Source organism: Aeromonas jandaei (genome assembly GCF_037890695.1).
Lineage (GTDB): Bacteria > Pseudomonadota > Gammaproteobacteria > Enterobacterales > Aeromonadaceae > Aeromonas > Aeromonas jandaei.
In genome coordinates, this window is the sequence record NZ_CP149571.1 from 1,384,355 (window position 1) to 1,406,970 (window position 22,616).

General features: G+C 61.8%; 21 protein-coding genes and 3 pseudogenes. 15 read left to right on the forward strand and 9 right to left on the reverse strand.

From position 1 onward, the window contains the following. Positions 1–41: 41 nt before the first annotated feature. Positions 42–2,499, reverse strand: a pseudogene (locus tag WE862_RS06720) (bifunctional aspartate kinase/homoserine dehydrogenase II). Continuing rightward, positions 2,499–3,671, reverse strand: coding sequence for a cystathionine gamma-synthase (gene metB / locus WE862_RS06725; protein WP_042030319.1), 1,173 nt, complete (start codon positions 3,669–3,671; stop codon positions 2,499–2,501). The pseudogene WE862_RS06720 and the gene metB overlap by 1 nt, the downstream one beginning before the upstream one ends. A gap of 220 nt (positions 3,672–3,891) precedes the next feature. On the opposite strand from metB, the gene metJ reads away from it, so the two are divergent. From metJ to WE862_RS06740, 3 genes and pseudogenes are all read left to right on the forward strand, one after another. Continuing rightward, complete coding sequence (metJ, locus tag WE862_RS06730; protein WP_005343046.1) at positions 3,892–4,215, forward strand: met regulon transcriptional regulator MetJ; 324 nt, start codon at positions 3,892–3,894, stop codon at positions 4,213–4,215. Positions 4,216–4,221: 6 nt separating this feature from the next. After that, positions 4,222–4,968: pseudogene (locus WE862_RS06735) on the forward strand (helix-turn-helix domain-containing protein). 84 nt (positions 4,969–5,052) lie between these two features. Next, positions 5,053–5,391, forward strand: a complete 339-nt coding sequence (locus tag WE862_RS06740; RefSeq protein ID WP_005343050.1) for a tRNA-binding protein — start codon at positions 5,053–5,055, stop codon at positions 5,389–5,391. A 71-nt stretch (positions 5,392–5,462) separates the two neighbouring features. On the opposite strand, the gene WE862_RS06745 is transcribed toward WE862_RS06740, so the two are convergent. The 3 genes from WE862_RS06745 to nudE all read right to left on the reverse strand — a co-directional run bounded on the left by WE862_RS06745 (position 5,463) and on the right by nudE (position 8,630). Then, on the reverse strand, positions 5,463–6,734 hold the full coding sequence (locus WE862_RS06745) for an aromatic amino acid transport family protein (protein ID WP_042030321.1): 1,272 nt from the start codon (positions 6,732–6,734) through the stop codon (positions 5,463–5,465). Between the two features lie 437 nt (positions 6,735–7,171). Beyond that, a complete protein-coding gene (gene cysQ / locus WE862_RS06750) occupies positions 7,172–7,984 on the reverse strand; it encodes a 3'(2'),5'-bisphosphate nucleotidase CysQ (RefSeq protein WP_042030322.1) in 813 nt (270 codons plus the stop codon). A 46-nt stretch (positions 7,985–8,030) separates the two neighbouring features. Then, on the reverse strand, positions 8,031–8,630 hold the full coding sequence (gene nudE / locus WE862_RS06755; protein WP_042030324.1) for an ADP compounds hydrolase NudE: 600 nt from the start codon (positions 8,628–8,630) through the stop codon (positions 8,031–8,033). 143 nt (positions 8,631–8,773) lie between these two features. Between nudE and yrfG the strand changes: the two genes are divergently transcribed. Further along, positions 8,774–9,454, forward strand: coding sequence for a GMP/IMP nucleotidase (gene yrfG / locus WE862_RS06760; protein ID WP_042030325.1), 681 nt, complete (start codon positions 8,774–8,776; stop codon positions 9,452–9,454). 67 nt (positions 9,455–9,521) lie between these two features. Here yrfG and WE862_RS06765 read toward each other — a convergent pair whose 3' ends face one another. From WE862_RS06765 to WE862_RS06780, 4 genes are all read right to left on the reverse strand, one after another. Beyond that, positions 9,522–9,734: a hypothetical protein gene (locus tag WE862_RS06765; RefSeq protein ID WP_041209029.1), complete on the reverse strand. Its 213-nt coding sequence runs from the start codon at positions 9,732–9,734 to the stop codon at positions 9,522–9,524. Positions 9,735–9,848: 114 nt separating this feature from the next. Beyond that, positions 9,849–10,187: a DUF1294 domain-containing protein gene (locus tag WE862_RS06770; protein ID WP_042030326.1), complete on the reverse strand. Its 339-nt coding sequence runs from the start codon at positions 10,185–10,187 to the stop codon at positions 9,849–9,851. Further along, positions 10,184–10,774 carry a sugar O-acetyltransferase gene (locus WE862_RS06775; RefSeq protein WP_042030328.1) on the reverse strand — a complete coding sequence of 197 codons (591 nt, stop codon included), beginning with the start codon at positions 10,772–10,774 and terminating at the stop codon, positions 10,184–10,186. Before WE862_RS06775 ends, WE862_RS06770 begins: the two co-directional genes overlap by 4 nt. 86 nt (positions 10,775–10,860) lie before the next feature. Next, on the reverse strand, positions 10,861–12,123 hold the full coding sequence (locus WE862_RS06780; RefSeq protein ID WP_042030330.1) for an MgtC/SapB family protein: 1,263 nt from the start codon (positions 12,121–12,123) through the stop codon (positions 10,861–10,863). A 219-nt stretch (positions 12,124–12,342) separates the two neighbouring features. On the opposite strand from WE862_RS06780, the gene WE862_RS06785 reads away from it, so the two are divergent. The 11 genes and pseudogenes from WE862_RS06785 (at position 12,343) to WE862_RS06835 (ending at position 22,544) form a co-directional block, all read left to right on the forward strand. Then, positions 12,343–13,344: a sulfate ABC transporter substrate-binding protein gene (locus WE862_RS06785; RefSeq protein WP_042030331.1), complete on the forward strand. Its 1,002-nt coding sequence runs from the start codon at positions 12,343–12,345 to the stop codon at positions 13,342–13,344. Between the two features lie 62 nt (positions 13,345–13,406). Then, entirely contained in the window at positions 13,407–13,988 is a 582-nt protein-coding gene (locus WE862_RS06790) for an RBBP9/YdeN family alpha/beta hydrolase (protein WP_042030333.1), read from the forward strand. 252 nt (positions 13,989–14,240) lie between these two features. Then, positions 14,241–15,080, forward strand: coding sequence for a sulfate ABC transporter permease subunit CysT (cysT, locus tag WE862_RS06795; RefSeq protein WP_041209035.1), 840 nt, complete (start codon positions 14,241–14,243; stop codon positions 15,078–15,080). Beyond that, a complete protein-coding gene (cysW, locus tag WE862_RS06800; protein WP_042030335.1) occupies positions 15,077–15,967 on the forward strand; it encodes a sulfate ABC transporter permease subunit CysW in 891 nt (296 codons plus the stop codon). The genes cysT and cysW overlap by 4 nt, the downstream gene beginning before the upstream one ends. Before the next feature lie 22 nt (positions 15,968–15,989). Continuing rightward, a complete protein-coding gene (locus WE862_RS06805; RefSeq protein ID WP_042030337.1) occupies positions 15,990–17,057 on the forward strand; it encodes a sulfate/molybdate ABC transporter ATP-binding protein in 1,068 nt (355 codons plus the stop codon). A 123-nt stretch (positions 17,058–17,180) separates the two neighbouring features. Further along, positions 17,181–18,128 (forward strand): HTH-type transcriptional regulator Cbl, encoded by a 948-nt coding sequence (cbl, locus tag WE862_RS06810; protein WP_042030338.1) that lies wholly within the window; start codon positions 17,181–17,183, stop codon positions 18,126–18,128. Positions 18,129–18,323: 195 nt separating this feature from the next. Then, a pseudogene (locus tag WE862_RS06815) lies at positions 18,324–19,536 on the forward strand (threonine synthase). Continuing rightward, the gene (locus WE862_RS06820; protein ID WP_040067357.1) at positions 19,533–20,198 is read left to right on the forward strand and encodes an amino acid ABC transporter permease; all 666 of its coding nucleotides are present in this window, start codon (positions 19,533–19,535) and stop codon (positions 20,196–20,198) included. Before WE862_RS06815 ends, WE862_RS06820 begins: the two are co-directional and overlap by 4 nt. Before the next feature lie 92 nt (positions 20,199–20,290). Beyond that, positions 20,291–20,953: an amino acid ABC transporter permease gene (locus tag WE862_RS06825; RefSeq protein WP_042030341.1), complete on the forward strand. Its 663-nt coding sequence runs from the start codon at positions 20,291–20,293 to the stop codon at positions 20,951–20,953. Beyond that, positions 20,950–21,711: an amino acid ABC transporter ATP-binding protein gene (locus WE862_RS06830; RefSeq protein ID WP_040067361.1), complete on the forward strand. Its 762-nt coding sequence runs from the start codon at positions 20,950–20,952 to the stop codon at positions 21,709–21,711. Before WE862_RS06825 ends, WE862_RS06830 begins: the two co-directional genes overlap by 4 nt. Then, the gene (locus tag WE862_RS06835; RefSeq protein ID WP_040067363.1) at positions 21,708–22,544 is read left to right on the forward strand and encodes a transporter substrate-binding domain-containing protein; all 837 of its coding nucleotides are present in this window, start codon (positions 21,708–21,710) and stop codon (positions 22,542–22,544) included. The genes WE862_RS06830 and WE862_RS06835 overlap by 4 nt, the downstream gene beginning before the upstream one ends. The last annotated feature ends 72 nt before the right edge of the window (positions 22,545–22,616 follow it).

The window sequence follows — 22,616 nt, forward strand, 5'->3', positions numbered from 1 at the left end:
AGTCACTGACTCGGGCTTTTTGTTGCCGCTATTTCCTGCGCTTAGAGCGACGCGCAGATCTGCCAGAGGTCGTACTGGATGGCGGCGGCCGTCACTTCCCGACCTGCTCCCGGCCCTTGAATCACCAGCGGGTTGGTGCGGTAGCTGTCGCTCTCGATGGCGAAGATGTTGTCGCACGGCAACAGGTTGGCAAACGGGTGGTGCGGCTCCAGCGCCTCCAGCCCGACTCGTGCCTTGCCGTCATGTTCAAAACGAGCCACATAGCGCAGCACCTTGCCAAGCCGCTTGGCACCCTCGAAGGCGGTCTGGATCGGGCCATCCAGCTCTTTCAGCCGGTCCATGAACTGATCCGGGGTTACCTTGCGCAGCGGGACGGGCACCAGATTCTCCAGCTCGATATCGGCGGAGTCGAGCTCGAAGCCCGCCTCCCGCGCCAGAATAAGCAGCTTGCGACGCACATCCTGACCGGAGAGATCTTCGCGGGGATCCGGTTCGGTCAGGCCGTGCTGCCACGCCTCGTCCACCAGCTCGGAGAAGGGTCTGCTGCCGTCATACTGCTGGAACAGCCAGGAGAGGGTGCCGGAGAAGATGCCGGAGACCCCCTGAATACGGTCGCCGCTCTGGCGCAGCATCTGGATGCTGGACTGGATTGGCAACCCGGCACCCACGGTGGCGTTGTAGCGCCACTGCACCTGATGGTCGCGGCAGGTCTGTTTGATGCGCTGGTAGAACTCGCTGTCGGCGGCGCCGGCAAACTTGTTGGCGGCGATGATGTGAATGCCGAGCTGGGCGAAGTCGGGGTAGTAGCGGCTGACCGTTTCGCTGGCGGTCAAATCGATGGCGATCAGGGTGTCGAAGCTGTGTTGTTCCAGCTGGGCCAGCAGTTCGGGCCAGATCAGTGCTTTGGGGGCAAAGTTGTCCTGCACCTTGAGCGGATCCAGTCCCTCTTCATCGAGCAGGCCCCCTTCCGAGCTGAATACGCCGTAGAGGGTGAGCGCCAGATTGAGTTCATGTTCGAGCCGTGCCTTTTCGCGGGCATAGAGGCTCAGCCAGTGGCCGCCGATATTGCCCTTGCCGAACACCACCAGTCCGACCCGATTCGGGCGGCTGAACAGGGCGCTGTGCATGGCGATGAGCAGGGGTTCCAGTACCACCTGACGTAGCACGGCCACCAGACTCAGGCCATCTTTGGCTACCTGGACGAACTCCAGCGGCTGATCCGCCAGCAGCTGGTAGAAGCGGTGGCACTGCTCGGCATTGTCGGTGACGCCGGCCCCCACCAGCGCAACCAGACTGTACCCCTCCTTCTGGATGAGGCCGGTGAAGCTCCCTTGCAGCTGGAAGTCGCGCAGCAGCTCGAAGGCCCCTTGTGCCACTTCGAGGGTATAGGCGAGGCGCAATACCCGGCGATCCGGCTGGCGCTGCAGGGTGAGCGGATTGAGGCGGTGACGGGCCAGATGGGCCTCGATGGTGGCTACCGTCTGCTCATAGTTGGTCTGTGGCAGCACCTTCAGCTCGATGAGGGCGATTCTGATCCACCGAGGAGACGATGCGGGCACCGCCGGAGCGGGGGGCGCGGCGCAGGATGTGGGTGCAGCCCTCGTCCGGGTTGTAGCTGCAGCGCAGGGTGAGGCGCTGACGACTGTCGGCCACCGGTTGCAGGGTACGGGAGTGCAATACCGAAGAGCCAAGACGGGCCAGCTCGTTGGCTTCGGCGAGGCTCAGGCGCTCCAGCAGGCGTGCCTCCTTCACCCGACGCGGGTCGGCGCTGTAGACCCCGGCCACGTCGCTCCAGATGGTGGTGGATTCGCCGTCCGCCAGCAGAGCCAACAGGCTGGCGCTGTAGTCGGAACCGTTGCGACCGAGCAGCAGGGAGCGGCCTTCCATGTCGGCGGCAATAAAGCCGGTCACCACGATGCGACCGGCATGCTCCGCCAGTCGCGCCTTGAGCAGTTCGCTGGAGAGCGCAGTATCCACCTTGACCAGAGCGCCATCCTCGGCACGCAGGAAGCTGCGGGCATCGAGCCAGATGGCCTTGTCGCCGCGGCTGGTGAGCAGGGCTGCTAGCAGGCGCGCCGACCACACCTCGCCAAAGGCGAGCAGGCCGTTGCGGGCGAAGCGGTCAAACTGCCCCTCAAGCGTCTTGGCGATGAGCTGCATGTCGTCGGCCAGCTGTTTGCTCAGATCAAGCTGCAGCTCACCTTCCAGCAGGCCGTCGATCAGCCCCTGCTGATAGGCGTGGAGGGCGGAGATGGCTTCGCCAGCGGCTTCATCACCCGCTTCGGCCAGCTCCACCAGCTGGATCAGTCGGTTGGTGGTCTTGCCGGCGGCGGAGACTACGATCAGCTCGTCGCCACCCACCTGTTGTTCAACGATGCTGGCGACCCGGCGATAACAGACCGGATCCGCCAGACTGCTGCCACCGAATTTGTGGACGTGACGTCGCTTCAAGCCTGCTTCTGTTGCCACCGCGATCTCTCCTTGTTGCTGCTGTTCCATTACTTCGCTACCTGTTCTGCCTGCTGCGCCTGTGCAAAAGCCTGTGCCAGATCGGCCACCAGATCTTCACCGTGTTCAATACCGACCGACAACCGCAGCAGCTGGGCGCTGATACCTGCTGCCTGCTGCGCGACCGGGGTCATGGCCCTGTGAGTCATGCTGGCCGGATGGGCCACCAGGCTCTCCACTCCGCCGAGGGACTCGGCTACCGAGAAGAGGGTGAGGGCCGCGAGGAAGGCGCGAATGCCCGCCTCGCTGCAATCGAGTTCAAAACTTAGCATGGCGCCGAAGCCGGACTGTTGACGGCGCGCAATATCGTGGCCCGGATGGCTCGGCAGGCTGGGGTGATAGATGCGTTTCACCAGCGGCTGCTGTTGCAGGAAGGCGAGGATGCGGTCGGTATTCTCCTGATGGGAGCGCAATCTGGGGGCCAGAGTGCGCAGACCGCGCAGGGTGAGGTAGGAGTCGAACGCCCCGGAGGTGAGCCCCAGACAGTTGGCCCACCACACCAGCGACTCGGCCAGCTCGGCCTCCTTGGCAATTGCCACTCCGCCCACCACGTCTGAGTGACCGTTGATGTACTTGGTGGTGGAGTGCACCACCACATCGGCACCGAGGGCCAGCGGCTGTTGCAGCAGGGGGGAGAGGAAGGTGTTGTCCACCACTACCTGTGCACCCACCTCATGAGCTGCACTGGCAATGGCGCTGATATCCACCACCCGCAGCAGCGGGTTGGAGGGGGTTTCGACCCATACCAGCGCGGGCTTCTGGGCCAGCGCGGCGGCCAGTGCGGCCTCATCCCCCTGATCGACAAACTGCACCCGGTAGTGGCCCTTGGCCGCCAGATACTCGAACAGGCGCCAGGTGCCGCCGTAGCAGTCGTGAGGGGCGATCAGCAGATCCCCAGCCTTGAGCAGTGCTGTGGTGACCAGATGGATAGCACCCATGCCGGTGCCGGTGACCACAGCGCCAGCGCCCCCTTCCAGTGCCGCCAGCGCGTCCGCCAGATTGGTGCGGGTCGGGTTGCCGGAACGGGCATAATCGTATTGACGGGGTTCGCCAAAGTCGGCAAAGGTGTAGTTGCTGGAGAGGTAGATAGGCGGCACCACGGCACCGTGTTGCTGGTCTGTCTCAATCCCGGTGCGAACCGCCAGGGTGGCCTTGTGGGTCATGTTTCTCTCCTTGATCTCTCTGGACGGTGGCCGCTCTTCCTGCCACGCTGCTTTTGCCACACGCAATCGTGCCAATGCTGGCATCATGATGAACCACACTACGCCAGCTTAAAAAGGCCGTCAACACTTCCAGACGTCTAAATGGCTTTGCTGTTGGATTGCCATTAATTTCCTTAAGGGTTAAAATCCGCGCTCACGGCTAAATGAGAACAGGTGAGTCATGGGAACAGAGTGGAACGGCGACTACGTCAGCCCCTACGCGGAACACGGTAAGAAGAGCGAACAGGTCAAGAAGATTACCGTCTCGATCCCGCTCAAGGTGTTGAAAGTGTTGACCGATGAGCGCACCCGCCGTCAGGTGAACAACCTGCGTCATGCGACCAACAGCGAGCTGCTCTGTGAAGCCTTCCTGCACGCTTTCACCGGCCAGCCGCTCCCTTGCGACGAAGACTTGCGCAAGGATCATCCGGACAGCGTCCCTGCCGAAGCGCGCGCCATCATGGAAGCGCTGGGCAAAGAGATCGAAGATTTCGACAAGGAATAACCCCCAATGACGCGGCCCTGGCCGCGTCATTGCTATCTGCCATGTCCCGTTTCAGCCTGCGCCACTATCACCACCACGTTTGTAGCCATAGTCACGACTTTGCCCAGTTGGTGATCCCCCTCGACGGCCCCCTCGAGATCGAGGTGCAGGGCCGGGGGCGCCGGCTTGCCCCCGGTTCTGCCTGCATCATCGCTCCCGGCGAGCGGCACGACTACGCCGCCGATCCGGCGCTTTCGTTTCTGGTGCAGGAGAGCGACTGGCTGCCCGGGGATCTGGCAGCTCATCCTTTTATCGAGCTGGATGAACCCCAGCGTCACTACCTCGCCTTTTTGCACCGGATGGTGGCCGAAGGGCGGCAGGTGGCGGGCATGGAGCACCCTGCTGGCGGAAGGGCAGGGGATGCAGAGCGCTGCCACGCCGCGCCTTGCCGCCCGCATCCTCAAGGTGCAGCGCCATATCGAGGCCAACCTCGCCGCCCCGCAGACCAATCAGCAACTCGCTGCCATCGCCTGCCTTGGCCAGAGCCAGTTCAAGCTAGCCTTTCGCCAGCAGCTGGGGGTGAGCGTCTCCCACTACATTCGCAGTCAGCGCATGGCACTGGCGCGAACCCTGCTTGCCAGCACGCAGCTGCCCGTCGGCGAGATTGCCAGCCGCTGTGGTTACCAGAATCAGGGGGCCTTCAGCGAGCGCTTCTTGAGTGAGACCGGGCTCACTCCGTCCCTCTGGCGCCAGCAAAACGGCCACTTGCCATAACGAAACGGCTGATCGCCGAAGACGGGATGCTCTCTTTGGGCCATGCTGCGGGTCATGCAAGGTGCACGATAAACAGGAGCCGAAATGGAGACGATTAGCTGGCAGGATTTCGAGATGGTGGAGCTCCGGGTGGGCACCCTGGTGCGGGTCGAGCCGTTCCCCGAGGCGCGCAAACCGGCCTACAAGGTGTGGGCGGATTTTGGCCCTGAACTGGGGATCCGCAAGAGCAGCGCCCAGATCACCGCTCTCTACCAGCCAGAGCAGCTGGTGGGCCGCCAGATCATCGCCGTAGTCAACTTCCCGACCAAGCAGATCGGCCCGTTTCAGTCTGAATTTCTGCTGACCGGTTTCTATCGGCCGGATGGCGCTGTAGTGATGGCTATCCCCGAGCAGGCGGTGGAGAACGGCGCCAGGCTGGGCTGAGCGCACACCCGAACAGAGAGAAGAGAGGCGACCCCGGGGTCGCCTCTCTTTTTGTTATCTGCTGCGAGTCGTTACTTCAACAGGCTGAAGATCAGCGCCGATACCGCCAGCGAGCCGGTCAGCAGGATAAAGCCGTTGGTCCAGCCGTGACGGAAGCGGGCCAGCGCCTCCACCTTATAGATGGCAATCACCGGCATGATGAACAGGATCATGGCGATCACCGGGCCGGAGAGGGTTTCCATCAGCCCCAGAATGCCCGGGTTGATGACTGCAGCACCCCAGATAGAGAAGAACATCAGGGCGATGCCGACCTTGTCCGCCTTGGCCAGCGGCAGGCCGGTGGGCTTGGCGATCAGGCTTTTCAGGCTTTCGCGGGCACCGAGGAAGTGGCCGAGGAAGGAGGAGCTGATGGCGATAAAGGCGATGAGCGGCCCCAGAGTCACGATCACCGGGTTGTCGGTAATGTTGGCGAGATAGGAGAGCACAGAGACGTTCTGGGCCTTGGCTTCAGCCAGCTGGGCTGGCGAGAGGCTCAGCACGCAGGAGAAGACGAAGAACAGCACGAAGCCCACCAGCATCACTGTGGTGTTGCGCAGGATCAGGCCGCTCTTGGCTTCCGCCTGCTCGCCATATTCACGGCGCTGCACGTTGGCAAAGCCGGAGATGGCGGCGGCGTGGCTGAAGGCGAATACGGTGACCGGCAGCGCCAGCCAGACGGTGTTGAGGAAGCTGACCCCTTCAAACGCCGTCACTTCCGGCCACTGCCACTGAGGGATCAGGTAGCAGGAGAGGGCCGCCAGAATGGCCGCCAGCGGATAGACCATAAAGGCGAAGGCGCGCAGCATCGCTTTCTCACCCGCCAGCATCACGGCGATCATGGCAAATACCAGCATGCCGGAGAGCATCACCCGATCCGGGGTTGCCATGCCGAGCTGGTTGACCATAAAGCTCTCCACCGTGTTGGTCAGCCCTACCCCGTAGATGAGCAGGATCGGGAAGATGGAGAGGAAATAGAGCGCAGAGATGAGGCGACCGGCCATCTTGCCGAAGTGCTCCTCCGCGACTTCGGTGAAGTCGGCGTGGGGGCGTGAAGAGGAGAGCACGAAGCGCGCCAGCCCGCGGTGGGCGAGGAAGGTCATGGGGCCTGCCAGTACCGCGACGATGACGAGAGGCCAGATGCCGCCCAGACCCAGATTGATGGGCAGGAACAGGATACCGGCGCCAACGGCGGTGCCAAACAGGCTGATAACCCAGTGGGTGTCATGACGGCGCCAGCGGGTGGTGCTGGCCGTGGTGGAGCAGGAACCGGATAGCTCCTTGGTAGCCTCTACAGATAAACTCATTACTAATTCACTTTTTGTTAGTGTTTTAATCTGAGTTTATTGTGGTTTATCGGGATTTAATTCTCAAAAGGCGAGACTGAAACATATCACTGCCATTGCGGGGTTTAGCCAGCGAGATTGGGAATGGAATCTGGGTCACAGAATGCAACAAAACTGACAATGGTGATTTTTGTGAAATATAAAACCAAAATTTGATCTGCGCTCGTTTTTTTATTTTGACTAATCAGGCGTTTTTAGAATTACGTGAAAAATCGCACCATTTCTCGCCGACCGACTGTGATGTTTCACTGTCATTTTGCCGCTTTGCCAGCGTATCACGCTGTTCAAGAGCGCCTTGACCAGCGGATCACTCCGGCCATTACTCGGGGCAACTTCCCTGACAAAGCAGGCGGCCATCGGGCCGCCTGCTTGTCTGGTGTGATGATATCGCTATCCGTTTAGTGGGCCAGAATGTTGCCCCAGGCGAGATCCGGATCCCCCATCACGATAAAGTCAGGGTTCTCCAGCGACTCGGTTTCGTTGTAACTGAGTGGCTGCAACGCCAGGCTGAGGATGCGGCCACCGGCTGCCTCGACGATGCACTGGGCGGCGGCGGTGTCCCACTCGCCGGTGGGGCCGAGCCGCACGTAGCAATCGGCCGCCCCTTCCGCCACCAGACAGGATTTGAGGGAGCTGGAGCCGAGCGGGATCAGCTCGTAGTTGATGGCCGGGTTGAGGCGGCGGGTGAGCTTCTCCAGCTTCTGGCGGCGGCTGATGGCCACCACCAGCGAGTCAGGCTGGTCATGCTCGTGGTGCATGGCGCTGATGGGCAACACCTCGCCGTTCACTTCCTTGAAGGCGCCGTAGCCGCGCACCGCCCAGTAGAGCACGTCAGACTCGGGGGCGTAGATGACCCCGAGCACCGGCACATTGTCCCGCACCAGGGCGATCAGGGTGGCGAAATCGCCGCTGCCTGCGATAAATTCGCCAGTGCCGTCAAGGGGATCCACCAACCAGTATTGCCGCCAGTTGGATCGCTGGCTGAAGGGGATGTCGGCCGCCTCTTCGGTCAGCACCGGCACATGGGGGGTGAGCGCCGAGAGCGCCTGTTTGAGGTAGGCATCGGCAGCAAGATCGGCACTGGTGACCGGGGTCGCATCCTCCTTCAGCTGACGCTCGAACTGACCGCCGTGATAGATGTCGTGAAGGATCCTTCCGGCTTCGCGGGCAATCTCCTTGACCCCCGGCACCCAGGCCAACAACTCCTGCATCTCGTTATCCTCTGTCTGTTAACTGCCCGTCTGCGGGCTACTCTGCCTACTCCGCCAGCCACTTCTGGGCCAAGAGCAGGGCACTGATGCTGCGCGACTCGGTGAAGTCGGGCCGCGCCAGCAATTCGTCGATCCGGTTGAGTGGCCAGGGGATTACCTCCAGCGGTTCGGGCTCGTCGCCGATCCGCTGCTCGGGGAAGAGATCCCGCGCCAGCAAAATGTCCATCCGGCTGGAGAAGTAACCGGGCGCCAGTGACACCTGTTTGAGCAGGGTCAGGCTGTTGGCGCCAAAGCCCGCCTCTTCCATCAGCTCCCGGTTGCCTGCCTCGAAGGCATCTTCGCCCGGGTCGATCAGCCCCTTGGGAAAGCCCAGCTCGTAGGAGTGGGTGCCAGCGGCATATTCGCGCACCAGTAGCAGGGTCTGCTCATCGAACAGCGGCACCACCATGACGGCGCCACGATTGCCGCCGCGCATCCGCTCGTAGACCCGCTCCTCGCCGTTGGAGAATTTGAGGTGGAGGGATTCCACTCTGAACAGCCGGCTCTCGGCCACGATCTCGGCCTTGAGGATCTCCGGTTTGCTCTTCTCCTGCTCCAGCTGGTCGATCGAAATCTGTTCGGGGGGGCTTTTGTGGTGCTCACTCATCAGGGGGGACGGCTCGTTAAAAAATCGTGCTTCAAGAGTAAACGACTCCCACACCGAACACCACGGGGCAGGGAGGGGAAAGGGGGAGGAAAAATCCGTTATACTGCCGCCCCGTTTTCCGAGATCCGCGATCAAGAGGCCCGATGCCACACTCCCGCTCAAACACCTTGCCATGGCACCAGATAGATACCGTCTTGCTCGATATGGATGGCACCCTGATCGATCTGCATTTTGACAACCACCTCTGGCAGCAGCTGGTGCCGGAGCGTTACGCCGAGCGGCTCGGGCTGCCACTGGATGAAGCCAAAGCGCAGATCGACGTCCACTATCACGCCGTCAACGGCACCCTCAACTGGTACTGCGTGGATTACTGGAGCGAGACCCTGGGGCTCGATATTCGTGCCCTCAAGCAGGAGCTGCTGGCGAAGATCCAGTGGCGTCCCCACGCCATCCCCTTTCTGGCCGCGCTGCGCGCCGCGGGCAAGCAGCTGGTGCTTTTCACCAACGCCCACCCCGCCAGTCTGTCGGTGAAGGATGCTCAGTTGGGACTAAGCAAGCATCTGGATTTGATGGTGAGTACCCACGAGCTGGGCTGGTCGAAGGAGAGTCAGCACTGCTGGCAGGCGCTGGCACAGCGGCTGGTGTTCGATCCGGCCCGCACCCTGTTTGTGGATGATAGCGCGCGGATCCTGCGGGCTGCCGCCGACTATGGCATCGGCTATCAGCTGGCGATCCAGAATCCGGACAGCTGCAAGCCGGAGCAGAGCATTACCGCTTTTCCGGCGATCCGCGACTATGCCGAGTTGCTGCCGCTGGCAATCTGAATCAGTTCAAACAAGAGAGGGCTGCATCATGCAGCCCTCTCTGTATCTGAAACCTGGTGGTGAAACATCACAGCTCCCGGAACGGGCGCCGTTTCTCTTCCTCGATGACAATCGCCTCCAGATTGGCGATCCGCTCCTGTAGCTCTCTGATGATCATATCCTGCCTGCCGAGGCGGTCGGTGATGCGGGCATCCCCCATCTGGTAGCGGGCCCGCTTGCCGAGATATCCGAACAATACGCTGATAAATACGATCAGGACTATGCCTGTCCACATGGTCATGTCACGACTCCTTGTCGTCTATAGACGGCGAAAACGCTGATGAGATCTGCTCTGTTTTCTCATAGCTGCCGGGCGGCCGCAATGGGGCCCATTGTCCCTTTGTGACGCAGACAGCTATTGCTGCCAGAGTGGCCGAGCGACCCAGAGCGCCCACAGGGTGAGGTGCAGCAGCACGATAAACCAGAAGACCAGCCGGTAGCTGCGCTTCTGGGTCTTGTGACGCAGCCACTGGCGGGCCACCAGAGCGCCCGGCCAGCCGCCGCACAGCTCCAGCAGATGGAGCCTCGATTCGGGAATGCGCCACTCGCCCCGCACCGCTTGCCGCTTGTCCCAGGCGTAGGCCGCCAGCGTCAGCAGACTCATGGTCAGCAGTGCGGCCAGTGGCCACCACTGCTGGCTGTCGAGGCCGAGCCAGAGGGTCCAGCCCAGCGGCAGCAGCGCCAGCGCCATCATTGGGCCAGCTCCCAGCAGCGCTCCTCATCCTGCTTGAGGGTGCGGATCACCCTGGCCGGATTGCCCACCGCCACCGAGTCGGCCGGGATGTCGCGGGTGACCACTGCGCCGGCGCCAATGATGGAGCGCGGCCCTATGGTGACGCCGGGGCAGATGATGGCGCCACCGCCGATCCAGCAGTCATCGCCGATCCGTACCGGCTTGTTGTAGGCAGTCCAGTTGCGTCGTTCCAGATAGTTCATGGTGTGGGTGGCGGTGTAGATCTGCACGTTGGGGGCCAGCAGCACATGGCTGCCGATATGCACTTCACCCAGATCGAGAATGGTGACGTTGAAGTTGAAGAAGGTCTTCTCGCCGATGTGGATGTTGCGGCCAAACTCGCAGGTAAACGGCGTGCTGATCCAGCAGGAGTCGGGGCAGTGGCCGAACAGCTCGCGGCAAATCTGCTGGCGCAGAGGGCCATCGCCCGCCGATGAACCATTGAGCCGGGCCAGCAGCGCCTGACCGCGGATCCGGTCGTTGGCTATCTCCTCGCTCTGGCTATCCAGTGCCCCGCCAGCCAGTACCTTGTCCCAGTCGCTCGCCATTGCTACCTCCTCATGCTGCAAGAGGGGGCAGTATACGTGACAAGCGCGAGAGGCGTCAGTCTGTCACTTCTGGCAGGTGATCCCCGTCATCCTGCTGGCCAGACGAGGGGGAGGATCAGCAGGGCCGAGACGAAGTAGGGGAGCAGCACCCGCAGCCCCAGGCTGCGACCACCGATGCCGAGGGCCAGCAACCCCTTCACCAGCGAGTTGATCAAACCGGCAAGCAGGATGCCGCGGGCCGCCACCTCCAGTGCCAGCTCCTTGTGGGATAGCTGGGAGAGCGACAAGGTGATGGCATCCACGTCGGTGATCCCCGACACCAGCGACAGCAGATAGACCCCCGAGTTGCCTACCTTGTCTTGCAGCAGAGTTGCCATAAAGCCGATCAGCGCCAGCAGCAGGCCGAACTTGATGGCGGTGGCAAGATCGAGCGGGTTGCTGGTTTCCGGCTGCACCGGGCCGTCAGTCAGCTCCTCGCGCTGGCGCCAGAACCAGAAGGCAAAGCCGTACACCGTGGCAGCCAGCAGAACGAGCGGGGCGGCGAGGCGCATCGCCAGTTCGCTGTGAATCAGCAGTACCAGTACCAGCAGCCGCAGCCACATGGTGGCCCCTGCCAGCAGGATGCCGGTGGCCAGCAGCCGCTCCAGCCCCCCTTGTTCCTTGTTGAGGCGGGCGAACTGCAGGGTGAGGGCGGTGGAGGAGGCCAATCCCGCCAGTATGCTGGTGAGCACCAGTCCGGCGCGGGTACCGAGCAGGCGTACCGCGAAGTGGCCACAAAACGAGATGCCGGCGATCACCACCACCATCAGCCAGATCTTGAAGGGGTTGAAGGCATCGAGGGGGCCCATCTCCTCGTTGGGCAGTACCGGCAGCAGTACCAGCGAGATGAGCAGAAAGCGCAGGGTGGCGTGGAATTCGGTTTCGCTCAGAAACAGCATCCCCTGCTGGATCTTGCCCTTGAGCCCCATCAGCAGGGCCGCCAGCACGGCGCAGGCCACCGCCTCGCTCGGGCTCAGCAGCACCGACATCAGCCCCAGCAGATAGGTGAGCAGCATGGCTACCGAGCTGGTGAGACCGAACTCTCCCTGCCAGCGCTGGGCCAGCCAGACCGAGAGGCCGCAACCGATCACCACCGCCAGCAGGCCGAGCAGCGGCAGCCAAGGGCCCAGGGTCGGCAGCAGCAAACCGCAGACCCCGCCGAGCAGGCCGATGAGGCCGTAGGTACGCATCCCGGCGATGCGCTGGTTATCCCCCAGTTGGCGTACCTGCCAGCCCCGCTCCAGTCCGATGATGAGGCCGATGGCCAGCGAGACCAGGGCACCGTTGACGGGTTCTGCATTGATCCACATAACGACTTCCTTTTCGTCATCTGCCTGCCTTGTTCCCATGATGGCACAGCGCTTGAGGTCACAGAGGGGCATGGCTCACAGAGTCTGCGTCTGGCTCCTTGTGGCGTGTGACTGACTGCCTGATATGAGCAAAAGAGATAAGCAAAGAGTTATTTCTTTCTTCTCGGCATAACAACTCCGCGGCATGCTGCTCTCAACCCAACGATATGGAGTATCACCATGAAACTGCGAATGACCGCTCTCTCCCTCTTCTCCGTGCTGGCCTTTGGCCAGGCCTACGCCGCAGAAGTGCACCTGCTCAACGTCTCCTACGATCCGACCCGCGAGCTGTTTCAGGAGTACAACTCCGCTTTTGCCAAGGAGTGGAAGGCCAAAACCGGTGACGATGTGGTGGTGAGCCAGTCTCACGGTGGCTCCGGCAAGCAGGCTCGCGCCGTTGTGGACGGGCTGGAAGCTGATGTGGTCTCGCTGGCGCTGGCCTACGACGTAAACGCCGTTGCCAAGCAAGGTCTTATCGCAGCGGATTGGCAGAACCGTCTGGCCAATAATGCAGCGCCTTATACCTCGACCATCGTCTTCCTGGTACGCAAGGGCAATCCCAAGCAGATCAAGGATTGGGGCGACCTGGTGCGCAAGGATGTGGCCATCGTGACCCCCAATCCCAAGACCTCCGGCGGTGCCCGCTGGAACTATCTGGCCGCCTGGGGTTATGCCCTGAAGAAGAGTGGCAATGAAGAGGGGGCCAAACAGTTTGTCGGCGATCTCTACAAGAACGTGAAGGTGCTGGACTCCGGCGCCCGCGGTGCCACCACCAGCTTTATCGAGCGTGGCCTTGGCGATGTGCTGCTGGCATGGGAGAACGAAGCCCTGCTGGTACTTGGTCAGCCCGGTGCCAGCGACAAGTTCGAACTGGTGGTGCCGTCAGTATCCATTCTGGCTGAGCCGCCGGTCGCGGTGGTGGACAAGGTCGCCAAGAAGCACGGCACCGAAACGGTGGCCAAGGCCTACCTCGACTACCTCTACTCCGACGAGGGACAGCACATAGTCGCCAAGTATCACTACCGCCCCAGCAATCCGGCGATCCTGAAAGAGACCGCAGATCAGTTCCCCAAGCTGGCACTCTTTACGGTCAAGGATATCGAGGGGAACTGGGATAAAGCCCAGAAGAAGCACTTCGCACAGGGCGGTCTGTTTGACCAGATCTACCAACCCGGTGGCTGAGGCAGGTAACTCCGTATAACCCCTTTGAACTGGCCCCTGTGCCAGCCGATAGGAGCACCAAGATGAACAAGATCCTCCTGGTTCCCGGTCTGCACAACAGTGGGCCGGATCACTGGCAAAGTCGCTGGCACGAGCACTTTCCCTACTGGCAACGGATGGCGGGTCTGCCATGGGAGAAACCGGATCTCACGGTCTGGAGTGCCAAGCTGGCGAGCAAGTTGAGAAGTCGCCGCAGTCGGGTCCATCTGGTGGCCCACTCTTTCGGTGCCCTGACCGCCATTGCGGCAGCCAGATTGCAGCCGGAGAAGGTCGCCTCGCTCTTTCTGGTGGCACCGGCTGACCCGGCCCGTTTCGGGATTGTCGATGAACGGTTGGAAGGGCCGTTGCAAGTCTCCGCCCAGCTGGTGGCCAGTCGCAACGATCCCTGGATGAGCTTCGAGCGGGCCGAATACTGGAGTCGTCAGTGGCAGGTGCCTCTGTTCGACGCCGGCAACGCGGGCCATATCAATGCCCAGTCCGGTCATGGCGACTGGCATCAGGGGTTGGAACTGCTTGGCTCTCTCTATCGCCGGGCCGAGCTGGTGGTTGCTCCGCAAGCGGCTTCGGCTATCAGAACTGTTGTTGTCTCTGCCATCGGCCCTTAACCAATGGCGGGATATGTTATCGGGTGAGCTGTTGCGAACCCTGCTCTTTGAATGTTGCGCTCCGTATTGCTCCATTTCTTAGGTCTTTTATTTATATAAAAGACCTTTTTTTATTTGGATCGCTCTAAAAGCCTTGTCGCACCGTTGTTAGACAAAAAAGTAATTAGCAAAGTCGCAAATGGTGTTTGTTGCTTAAAAGGAGAGTAAGCAGAATCGCTACATCTGATGTTTTTCATAACAAATGGAATCGTTATGCGATTTGGTTCTTACTCAGTCCTGCCGGGATTTGGCCCGACCCTCGGCTTTACTCTGCTCTATCTGGGGCTGCTGGTGCTGTTGCCGCTCTCGGCGCTGGTGCTGTTTGCCGCGAACAACCTCACGGCAGCCGAGTTCTGGCAGGTGATTGGTTCACCCCGGGTGCTCGCCTCCTTTCGCCTGAGTTTCGGGGCGGCCTTTGTCGCGGCGCTGCTCAACAGCCTGTTTGGCCTGATCCTGGCCTGGATCCTGGTGCGCTACACTTTCCCCGGTCGTCGACTGGTGGATGCGTTGATCGACCTGCCATTTGCCATGCCGACCGCTGTATCCGGCATCGCCCTGTGCGCCATTTTCGCCCCCAACGGCTGGATCGGCCATCTACTGGCGCCGCTCGGCATCCAGCTCGCCTACAACCCCATCGGCGTCGTTATCGCCCTCACCTTTATCGGGCTGCCTTTTGTGGTGCGCACCCTGCAGCCGGTGCTGCGAGAGGCTGAGAGCGAGCAGGAGGAGGCCGCCGCCAGCCTCGGCGCTGATCGCTGGCAGACCTTTATCCACGTGCTCTGGCCGACCCTGATCCCGGCCCTGCTCACCGGCTTTGCGTTGGCCTTTGCCCGTGCAGTGGGGGAGTACGGCTCCGTCATCTTTATCGCCGGCAACCTGCCGATGGTCTCGGAAATCGCACCGCTGATGATCATGAGTCATCTGGAGGAGTACGACTATGCCGGCGCCTCTGCCATTGCCGTAGTGATGCTGCTGATCTCATTCATTTTGTTACTGCTAATCAACAAGTTGCAGGCCTGGAGCTGGTCTCGTATCGGAGGGAGCCGGATATGAACGCATCGACACTCGCCCTTGAAGTCGCCCCTGTGGAGGTTGCTCCCGTGCGCAAGGCTCCGACCGTGATCCGCGAGCCCCAGTGGGTCAAATGGCTGCTCATCACGGTGGGTCTCGGCTGGTTTGCCGCCCTGTTGCTGCTGCCGTTGGCCACCGTCTTTATTCAGGCGCTGAGCCCTGGGCTGGCCTTCTTCTGGCACGCCATCAGCGAGCCGGATGCCCTGAGCGCCCTCGGTCTCACCGCACTGGTGACCCTCTGCGCCGTTCCCCTCAATCTGCTGTTCGGGATCGCGGCGGCCTGGGCCATCGCCCGTTTCCGCTTCCCCGGTCGGCAGCTGCTCATCACCATCATCGATCTGCCCTTCTCGGTGTCGCCGGTGATCGCCGGTCTGATGCTGGTGTTGATGTTCGGCAGCCGCGGCTGGTTCGGTGACTGGCTGAGCGAACACGACATCAAGATCATCTTCGCCACCCCGGGGATCATCCTGGCCACCACCTTCATTACCGTGCCCTTCGTGGTGCGCGAGCTGCTGCCCCAGATGGAGGCGCGTGGCCCGGAAGAGGAAGAGGCGGCCATCATGCTGGGGGCGAGCGGTCTGCAGATGTTCTGGCGCGTCACCCTTCCCGGCATTCGCTGGAGCCTGATGTACGGCCTGCTGCTCTGTACCGCCCGCGCGGTGGGGGAGTTTGGCGCGGTGTCGGTAGTTTCCGGTCATATTCGCGGCCAGACCAATACCCTGCCGCTGCATATCGAGATCCTCTACAACGAGTACCAGACCGGCGCCGCCTTTGCAGTGGCAAGCCTCTTGGCTCTGTTCGGGATCTTCACCCTGCTGGGTGAAACCCTGTTGGCCCGGCTGCGTGCCCAGCCCACCAAATCTCACTGATCACCGTTTTAAAGAGGCAGCCATGAGCATTCAGGTTCAACAACTCAACAAGCATTTCAATCAGTACGCGGCGCTGGCAGACATCAACCTCGACTTTCACGACGGTGAGCTGGTGGCGCTGCTCGGCCCCTCCGGTTGCGGCAAGACCACGTTGCTGCGGATCATCGCCGGGCTGGAGCAGGCCGACAGTGGCAGCGTCATCATCCGTGGCGAGGATGCCTCGGATCTCCATGTGCGCGAGCGCAATGTCGGCTTCGTGTTCCAGCACTATGCCCTGTTTCGCCATATGACAGTCTTCGAGAACGTGGCATTTGGCCTTAGGGTCAAGCCGCGCAGTGAGCGCCCGGCCGAGGCGGCCATTCGCGCCCGGGTCAAGGAGCTGCTGGATCTGGTGCAACTCAGCCACGTGGCCGAGCGCTATCCGACCCAGCTCTCCGGCGGTCAGCGTCAGCGGGTCGCGCTGGCCCGCGCGCTGGCGGTACAGCCCAAGGTACTGCTCTTGGACGAGCCCTTCGGCGCCCTCGATGCGCAGGTGCGCAAGGAGCTGCGCCGCTGGCTGCGCGAGCTGCACGACGAGCTGCATGTCACCAGCCTGTTCGTCACTCACGATCAGGAGGAGGCGCTGGAGGTTGCGGATCGGGTGGTGCTGATGAACGCCGGACGGGTCGAGCAGATCGGCACCCCGGCCGAGGTCTACGACCAGCCTGCCAGCTCCTTCGTCCACAGCTTCCTCGGCAGTGTGAACCAGTTCCGCGGTCGGGTGGCGGAGCAGGGATTCGGCATCGGCGAGCAGCTGCTCGGCGGGCCGTCGGCTTCTCATCTGGCTCACGGCAGTGCCGCCATCGCCTATGTCCGTCCCCATGAGCTGGAGATCTTGCCAGCCGATGCGCCGGGCGGGATCCGTGCCACCATCACCCGTCTGCTGCCCATGGGGCCACGCATTCGGGTGGAGCTGCGTGGCGATGGCGAGACCAAAGGGGCCCACTATGAGGCGGAGCTGAGCAAGGAGGCGGCCAAGCAGTTTGCTCCGGGACAGGGGGTGCGGCTGGTGGCCAGACAGGCGCAGTTCTATCCCGATTACCAGATTTGATGTTTTGTTGCGGGTGGCATGGCTGCCCGGGTTCAGGCGCTCTGCCGGGGCATGATCCGGCCAAATAACAAAAATGAGGGGGTGACCAGCTTGTGTCTCCCACTCTTCGCAGGAGGCGACAAGGTGAATTTTCAGCAGTTACGAATTATCCGGGAGGCAGCGCGGCGGGATTACAACCTGACCGAGGTGGCCAACGCCCTTTTTACCTCGCAATCCGGGGTGAGTCGCCATATCCGCGAGCTGGAAGAGGAGCTGGGGATCGAGTTGTTCATCCGCTACGGCAAGCGGCTGCTCGGTATGACCGAGCCTGGCAAGGAGCTGCTGGTGATTGCCGAGCGCATTCTCAATGACGCCAACAACATCCGCAAACTGGCCAGCACCTTTGCCAACCGCGACTCGGGCCGTTTGCTGGTGGCGACCACCCATACCCAGGCGCGCTATGCCTTGCCGCGGGTGGTGAAGGCGTTTCGCGAGCAGTTCCCGCTGGTGCAGCTGGAGCTGCGTCAGGGCAGCCCGGAGGAGATAGTGCGGCTGGTGCAGACCGGCGAGGTGGATATCGGCATCAGCAGCGAGCAGCTCGACAAGAGCGAAGGGGTGGTGGCATTTCCCTACTACCGCTGGCACCACAATATCGTGGTGCCCGAGCAACATCCGCTGGCAGGCGAGCGGGATCTGACGCTGGCGGCGCTGGCCAACTGGCCCATCGTCACCTATCAAGCCGGGTTGACCGGGCGGGTGCGGGTGGATGAGGCCTTTGCTGCGGCTGGCATCGAGCCGCAGATCCTGCTGACGGCGCAGGACTCCGATGTCATCAAGACCTATGTCGAGCTGGAGATGGGGGTCGGCATACTGGCCGACATGGCGTTCGACGCGCAGCGCGATCAGGGGCTGGTACAGCTCGACGGCAGCCATCTGTTTGCCCCCCACACCGCCTGGATTGGCCTCAAGCAGGGGCAGTTCCAGCACAACTTTGCCTGGCAGTTTATCCAGCTCTGCAACCCCGAGCTGGCGCTGGCGGATATTCAGGCCCGCGCCATGGGCAGCGAGCCTGCCATCGACTTCCAGATTTGAATTGGAAGAGAAGACCAGAAGGGGAGCCATTGGCTCCCCTTCTTTATTGCTGGCAGATGAGATTGCCAGCGAAAACAGACGGCTTCATATGAATTTTTTCACTTAGGTTTGCCAGTTAATTTTGTTTGTTATCCGGTACTTGGATTGCAGGATGGAATAAGTGACTGACCAAAGTCGATCCATTCAGGATAAAGCATGCCGTATAGCTACCTATCACATCTGCGTTGCAGCAAGAGTGGCGAGATCCATGATGCCGACCAACCCTGGCAACTGAGCCGGGCAGGTGCACCACTGCTGGCCAGCTACGATCTCGATGCGTTGAAGCGAGCCTGGCACCCGGCGGCATTGTCGGGTCGCCCGGCCAGCCTGTGGCGCTATCACGAGTTGCTGCCGGTGCGGGATCCCGCCCACGTTGTGACGTTGGGTGAGGGGCTTACCCCGTTGCTACGGCTGCCCACGCTGGGCAAGCAGATCGGTATTCCGGATCTCTGGATGAAGGACGAGAGCGTCATCCCCACCGGCTCCTTCAAGGCTCGTGGTGCAGCGGTGGGCATCTCCCGCGCGCGTGAACTCGGCGTCACTCACTTCGCCATGCCGACCAACGGCAACGCAGGGGCTGCATGGGCGCTCTACGGTGCCCGCGCCGGACTGCGCAGCACCATCGTCATGCCGCAGGCAGCTCCCGCCATCACCCGACTGGAGACCTCCCTCGCCGGTTCCCGTCTCTATCTGGTGGATGGCCTGATCAGCGATGCCGGTCGTCAGGTGGCGCAGGCGGTGGCGGAGCACGCCCTGTTTGATGCCTCAACCCTGAAGGAGCCCTACCGGATTGAGGGCAAGAAAACCATGGGGCTGGAGATTGCCGAACAGCTGGGTTGTGACCCTGCCGGATGTGATCATCTATCCCACCGGTGGCGGGGTCGGCCTTATCGGTATCTACAAGGGGTTGCGCGAGCTGCAGGAGCTGGGCTGGGTCAAGGGTGAGCTGCCCCGGCTGGTGGCCGTGCAGGCGAGCGGTTGCGCGCCCATCGTAGAGGCGTGGCAACAGAGAGCCACCGAGTCGAGCTTCTGGCCCGACTCCAGGACGCTGGCATTCGGTATCAATGTGCCCAAGGCGCTGGGGGATTTTCTGGTGCTGGACGCCCTCTATCGCACCGAGGGTTGCGCCATCGCGGTGGATGACAAGGCGATCCAGAGCGAGATCCGCTTGCTTGCTTCTCGCGAAGGGAGCTTTGTCTGCCCGGAAGGGGCCGCCGCGTTTGCTGCCGCTCGTCAACTGCGCGAGGCGGGCTGGATCCGGGAGCAGGAGCAGGTTGTCGTGCTCAATACCGGTGCCGGCATCAAGTACCCTGATGCGATCACTGTGCTGCCCCAGCGTCTGCAGCGTGACGGGAGGATCCCTGCATGAATTTGGATCTGCCCTTCATCCTCACGACGCTGCCCGCCTTCGGCAAGGCGGTCTGGGTCACCTTGCAGCTGGGAACCATAGTGATCCTCACTTCGCTGGCGGTCGCCCTGCTCAACGTCGCCTTGTTGAGCCTGCACAAGCGGCCGCTCAGCGCGCTGATCCGCGGATATGTCGAGCTGGCCCGCAACACGCCACTGCTGATCCAGCTCTTCTTCCTCTATTTCGGGCTGCCTGCGCTCGGCTTGTCGCTGTCGGGCTTTACCACTGCGGTGATTGCCATGACCTTCCTCGGCGGTGGTTATCTGACCGAGGCGCTGCGTGCAGGCATTCAGGCGGTGCCCGCCAGTCAGCTGGAGGCTGGCAGGGCTATCGGGCTTTCTCGCTGGCAACTGCTGCGCCACGTGCAGTTGCCCCAGGCCTGGCTCGCCAGCCTGCCCGCGCTGTTTGCCAACTTCATCTTCCTGCTCAAGGAGACGACGGTGGCTTCGGCGGTGGCGGTGCCAGAGCTGCTCTACACCACCAAGAATTACATCGCCCTCTACTACAAGACCTACGAGATGCTGGCGGTGCTGACCTTGATGTGCGTGCTGATCTTTTTGCCGCTCTCCCTCGCTCTGCGAGTCGTTGAAAGGAGGCTGCAACATGGTCAGTTCGGTCACTGAATCGCTAATGCAGGCGAGGATCCCGATGTGGGCACTTATCTTCCAGCTGCCGCAGTCATTCGCCACCGAGGCGCAGGAAAGGAGGGCTCAATATGGCCAGTTCGATCTCTGAGCAGTTGACGCAGGCGCTGCCACTGCTGGTGGTGGGCGCGGGTCAGACCCTCGCCATCTCGCTGCTGGCCATCCTGTTTGCCACCCTCGGCGGTGTTGCTTACGGCGTGTTGGCACAACAGGGCGGTCGGTTGGTTCGGGGGCTGCTGCGGCTTTATCTCGAGCTGTTTCGGGTGGTGCCGGTGCTGGTGTGGCTCTATCTCTTTTTCTTCGGGTTGCCGATCTTTTTCGGCCTCGATATTCCGGCCTTCTGGTGCGCCGTGCTGGTACTCGCCCTCTGGGGCGCCAGCGAGGTGGGAGAGGTGGTGCGCGGTGGCCTCAACTCCCTCGCCCGTGGTCAGCAGGAGGCCGGGTTGGCGCTCGGGCTCTCGACCTGGCAGCTCTATCGCCACGTGTTGCTGCCGCAGGCGTTGCAGCGGCTGACGCCACCGACCATCAACATCTACACCCGCATCATCAAGACCAGTTCGCTGGCGGTGCTGATCGGGGTGGTGGAGGTGATCAAGGTGGGCCAGCAGATCATCGAGCGCACCTATGGCTCACTGCTTATTTACGGTCTGCTGTTTCTGTTCTTTTTTCTGGTCTGCTATCCGCTCTCGCTCGCCTCGCGCCGGCTGGAGCAACAATGGGGTAATGCGGTATGACACCTCTGCTTGAACTCGGTTCTGTCAGTAAACAGTTCGGCCCGAATCTGGTGCTGGATCGGATCAGCCTCAGCGTGCGCGCCGGGGAGGTGATCGTCATCCTGGGGCCGAGCGGCTGCGGCAAGAGCACCTTGTTGCGCACTCTCAACGGGCTCGAACCCATTCAGGGGGGCGAGATCCGCTTCGATGGTGTGTTGCTGGATGGTGCCACCGACTGGCAGCGGGTGCGCCAGCGGATCGGCATGGTGTTCCAGAGCTATCACCTCTTCCCCAACCTGACGGTGCTGGAAAACGTGCTGCTTGGCCCCCTGCAGGTGCAAAAGCGGGAGCGGGCAGAAGCGCTGCTGCAAGCCGAGCAGCTGCTGACCCGCATCGGCCTGTGGGAGCGGCGCCATGACTATCCGCGCCAGCTCTCCGGCGGCCAGCAGCAGCGCATCGCCATCGTGCGGGCGCTGTGCATGAACCCGCAGGTGATGCTGTTTGACGAGGTAACCGCCGCCCTCGACCCCGAGATGGTGCAGGAGGTGCTGGAGGTGATCCGCGATCTCGCCGGCAGCGGCATGACCCTGCTCATCGTCACCCACGAGCTGGCCTTCGCCCGGGCGGTGGCGGATCGCATCGTCTTCATGGATGGCGGCCACATTCTGGAGCAGGCCGCCCCCCACCAATTTTTCGACAATCCGAGGAGCCAGCGTGCGCGCCAGTTCCTCGCCAAGTTTTCTTATACAAATGTCATCAAACGAAAGGAGTCAGCATGAAAAAAATCACCTCGGTTCTGCTTAGTGCCTTATTGGGACTGGGTATCGCCAGCGGCGCTGCCCATGCGGCGGACGGTTCCCTCGACAAGATCAAGGCGCGGGACAAGCTCATCGTCGGCGTATTCACCGACAAGCCGCCGTTTGGCTACGTGGACGAGAAGGGGAACTACGTCGGTTTTGACACCGATCTCGGCCGCCGCTTCGCCAAGGATCTGCTGGGGGACGAGAACAAGATCGAGTTCGTGGCGGTGGAGCCAGCCAGCCGCATCCCCTTCCTGCAGAGCGACAAGGTGGATCTGATCCTCGCCAATATGACGGTGACGCCGGAGCGGCGCGAGGTGGTGGATTTCACCAACCCGAACCTGCGAGTGGCGGTACAGGTGCTGGTGCCGGAAGGGAGTCCGGCCAAGAAGCTCGATGATCTGGCCAGCAAGACCCTGATCGTGACCACCGGCACCACGGCCGACATCTGGCTGACCCGCAACCACCCGGAGTGGAAGGTACTCAAGTTCGAGAAGAACACCGAATCTTTGCAGGCGCTGGCGCAGGGCCGTGGCGATGCCTACGCCCAGGACAACCTGGTGCTGTTCAGCTGGGCCAAGGAGAATCCGGGCTATCGGGTATTGCCCGAAAAACTGGGCTCGGAAGATCCCATCGCCCCGGCGGTGAAGAAGGGCAATATCGAGCTGCGTGACTGGGTCAATGACCGTCTCGCCAAGCTGGGTGAGGAGAAGTACCTGCTGAAACTCTATGACCAGTATGTGCGTGACAAGCTGAGCCCTGATACCGATCCGAATGATGTGATCGTCGAAGGAGGAAAATGGCAGGGTTAATGGACAAACCCTGTTTTGAAGAGTGTGTTGAGTGTGTGAAGTAAGTGAAGAGTGAGGTCTTGGTTCCGTTGG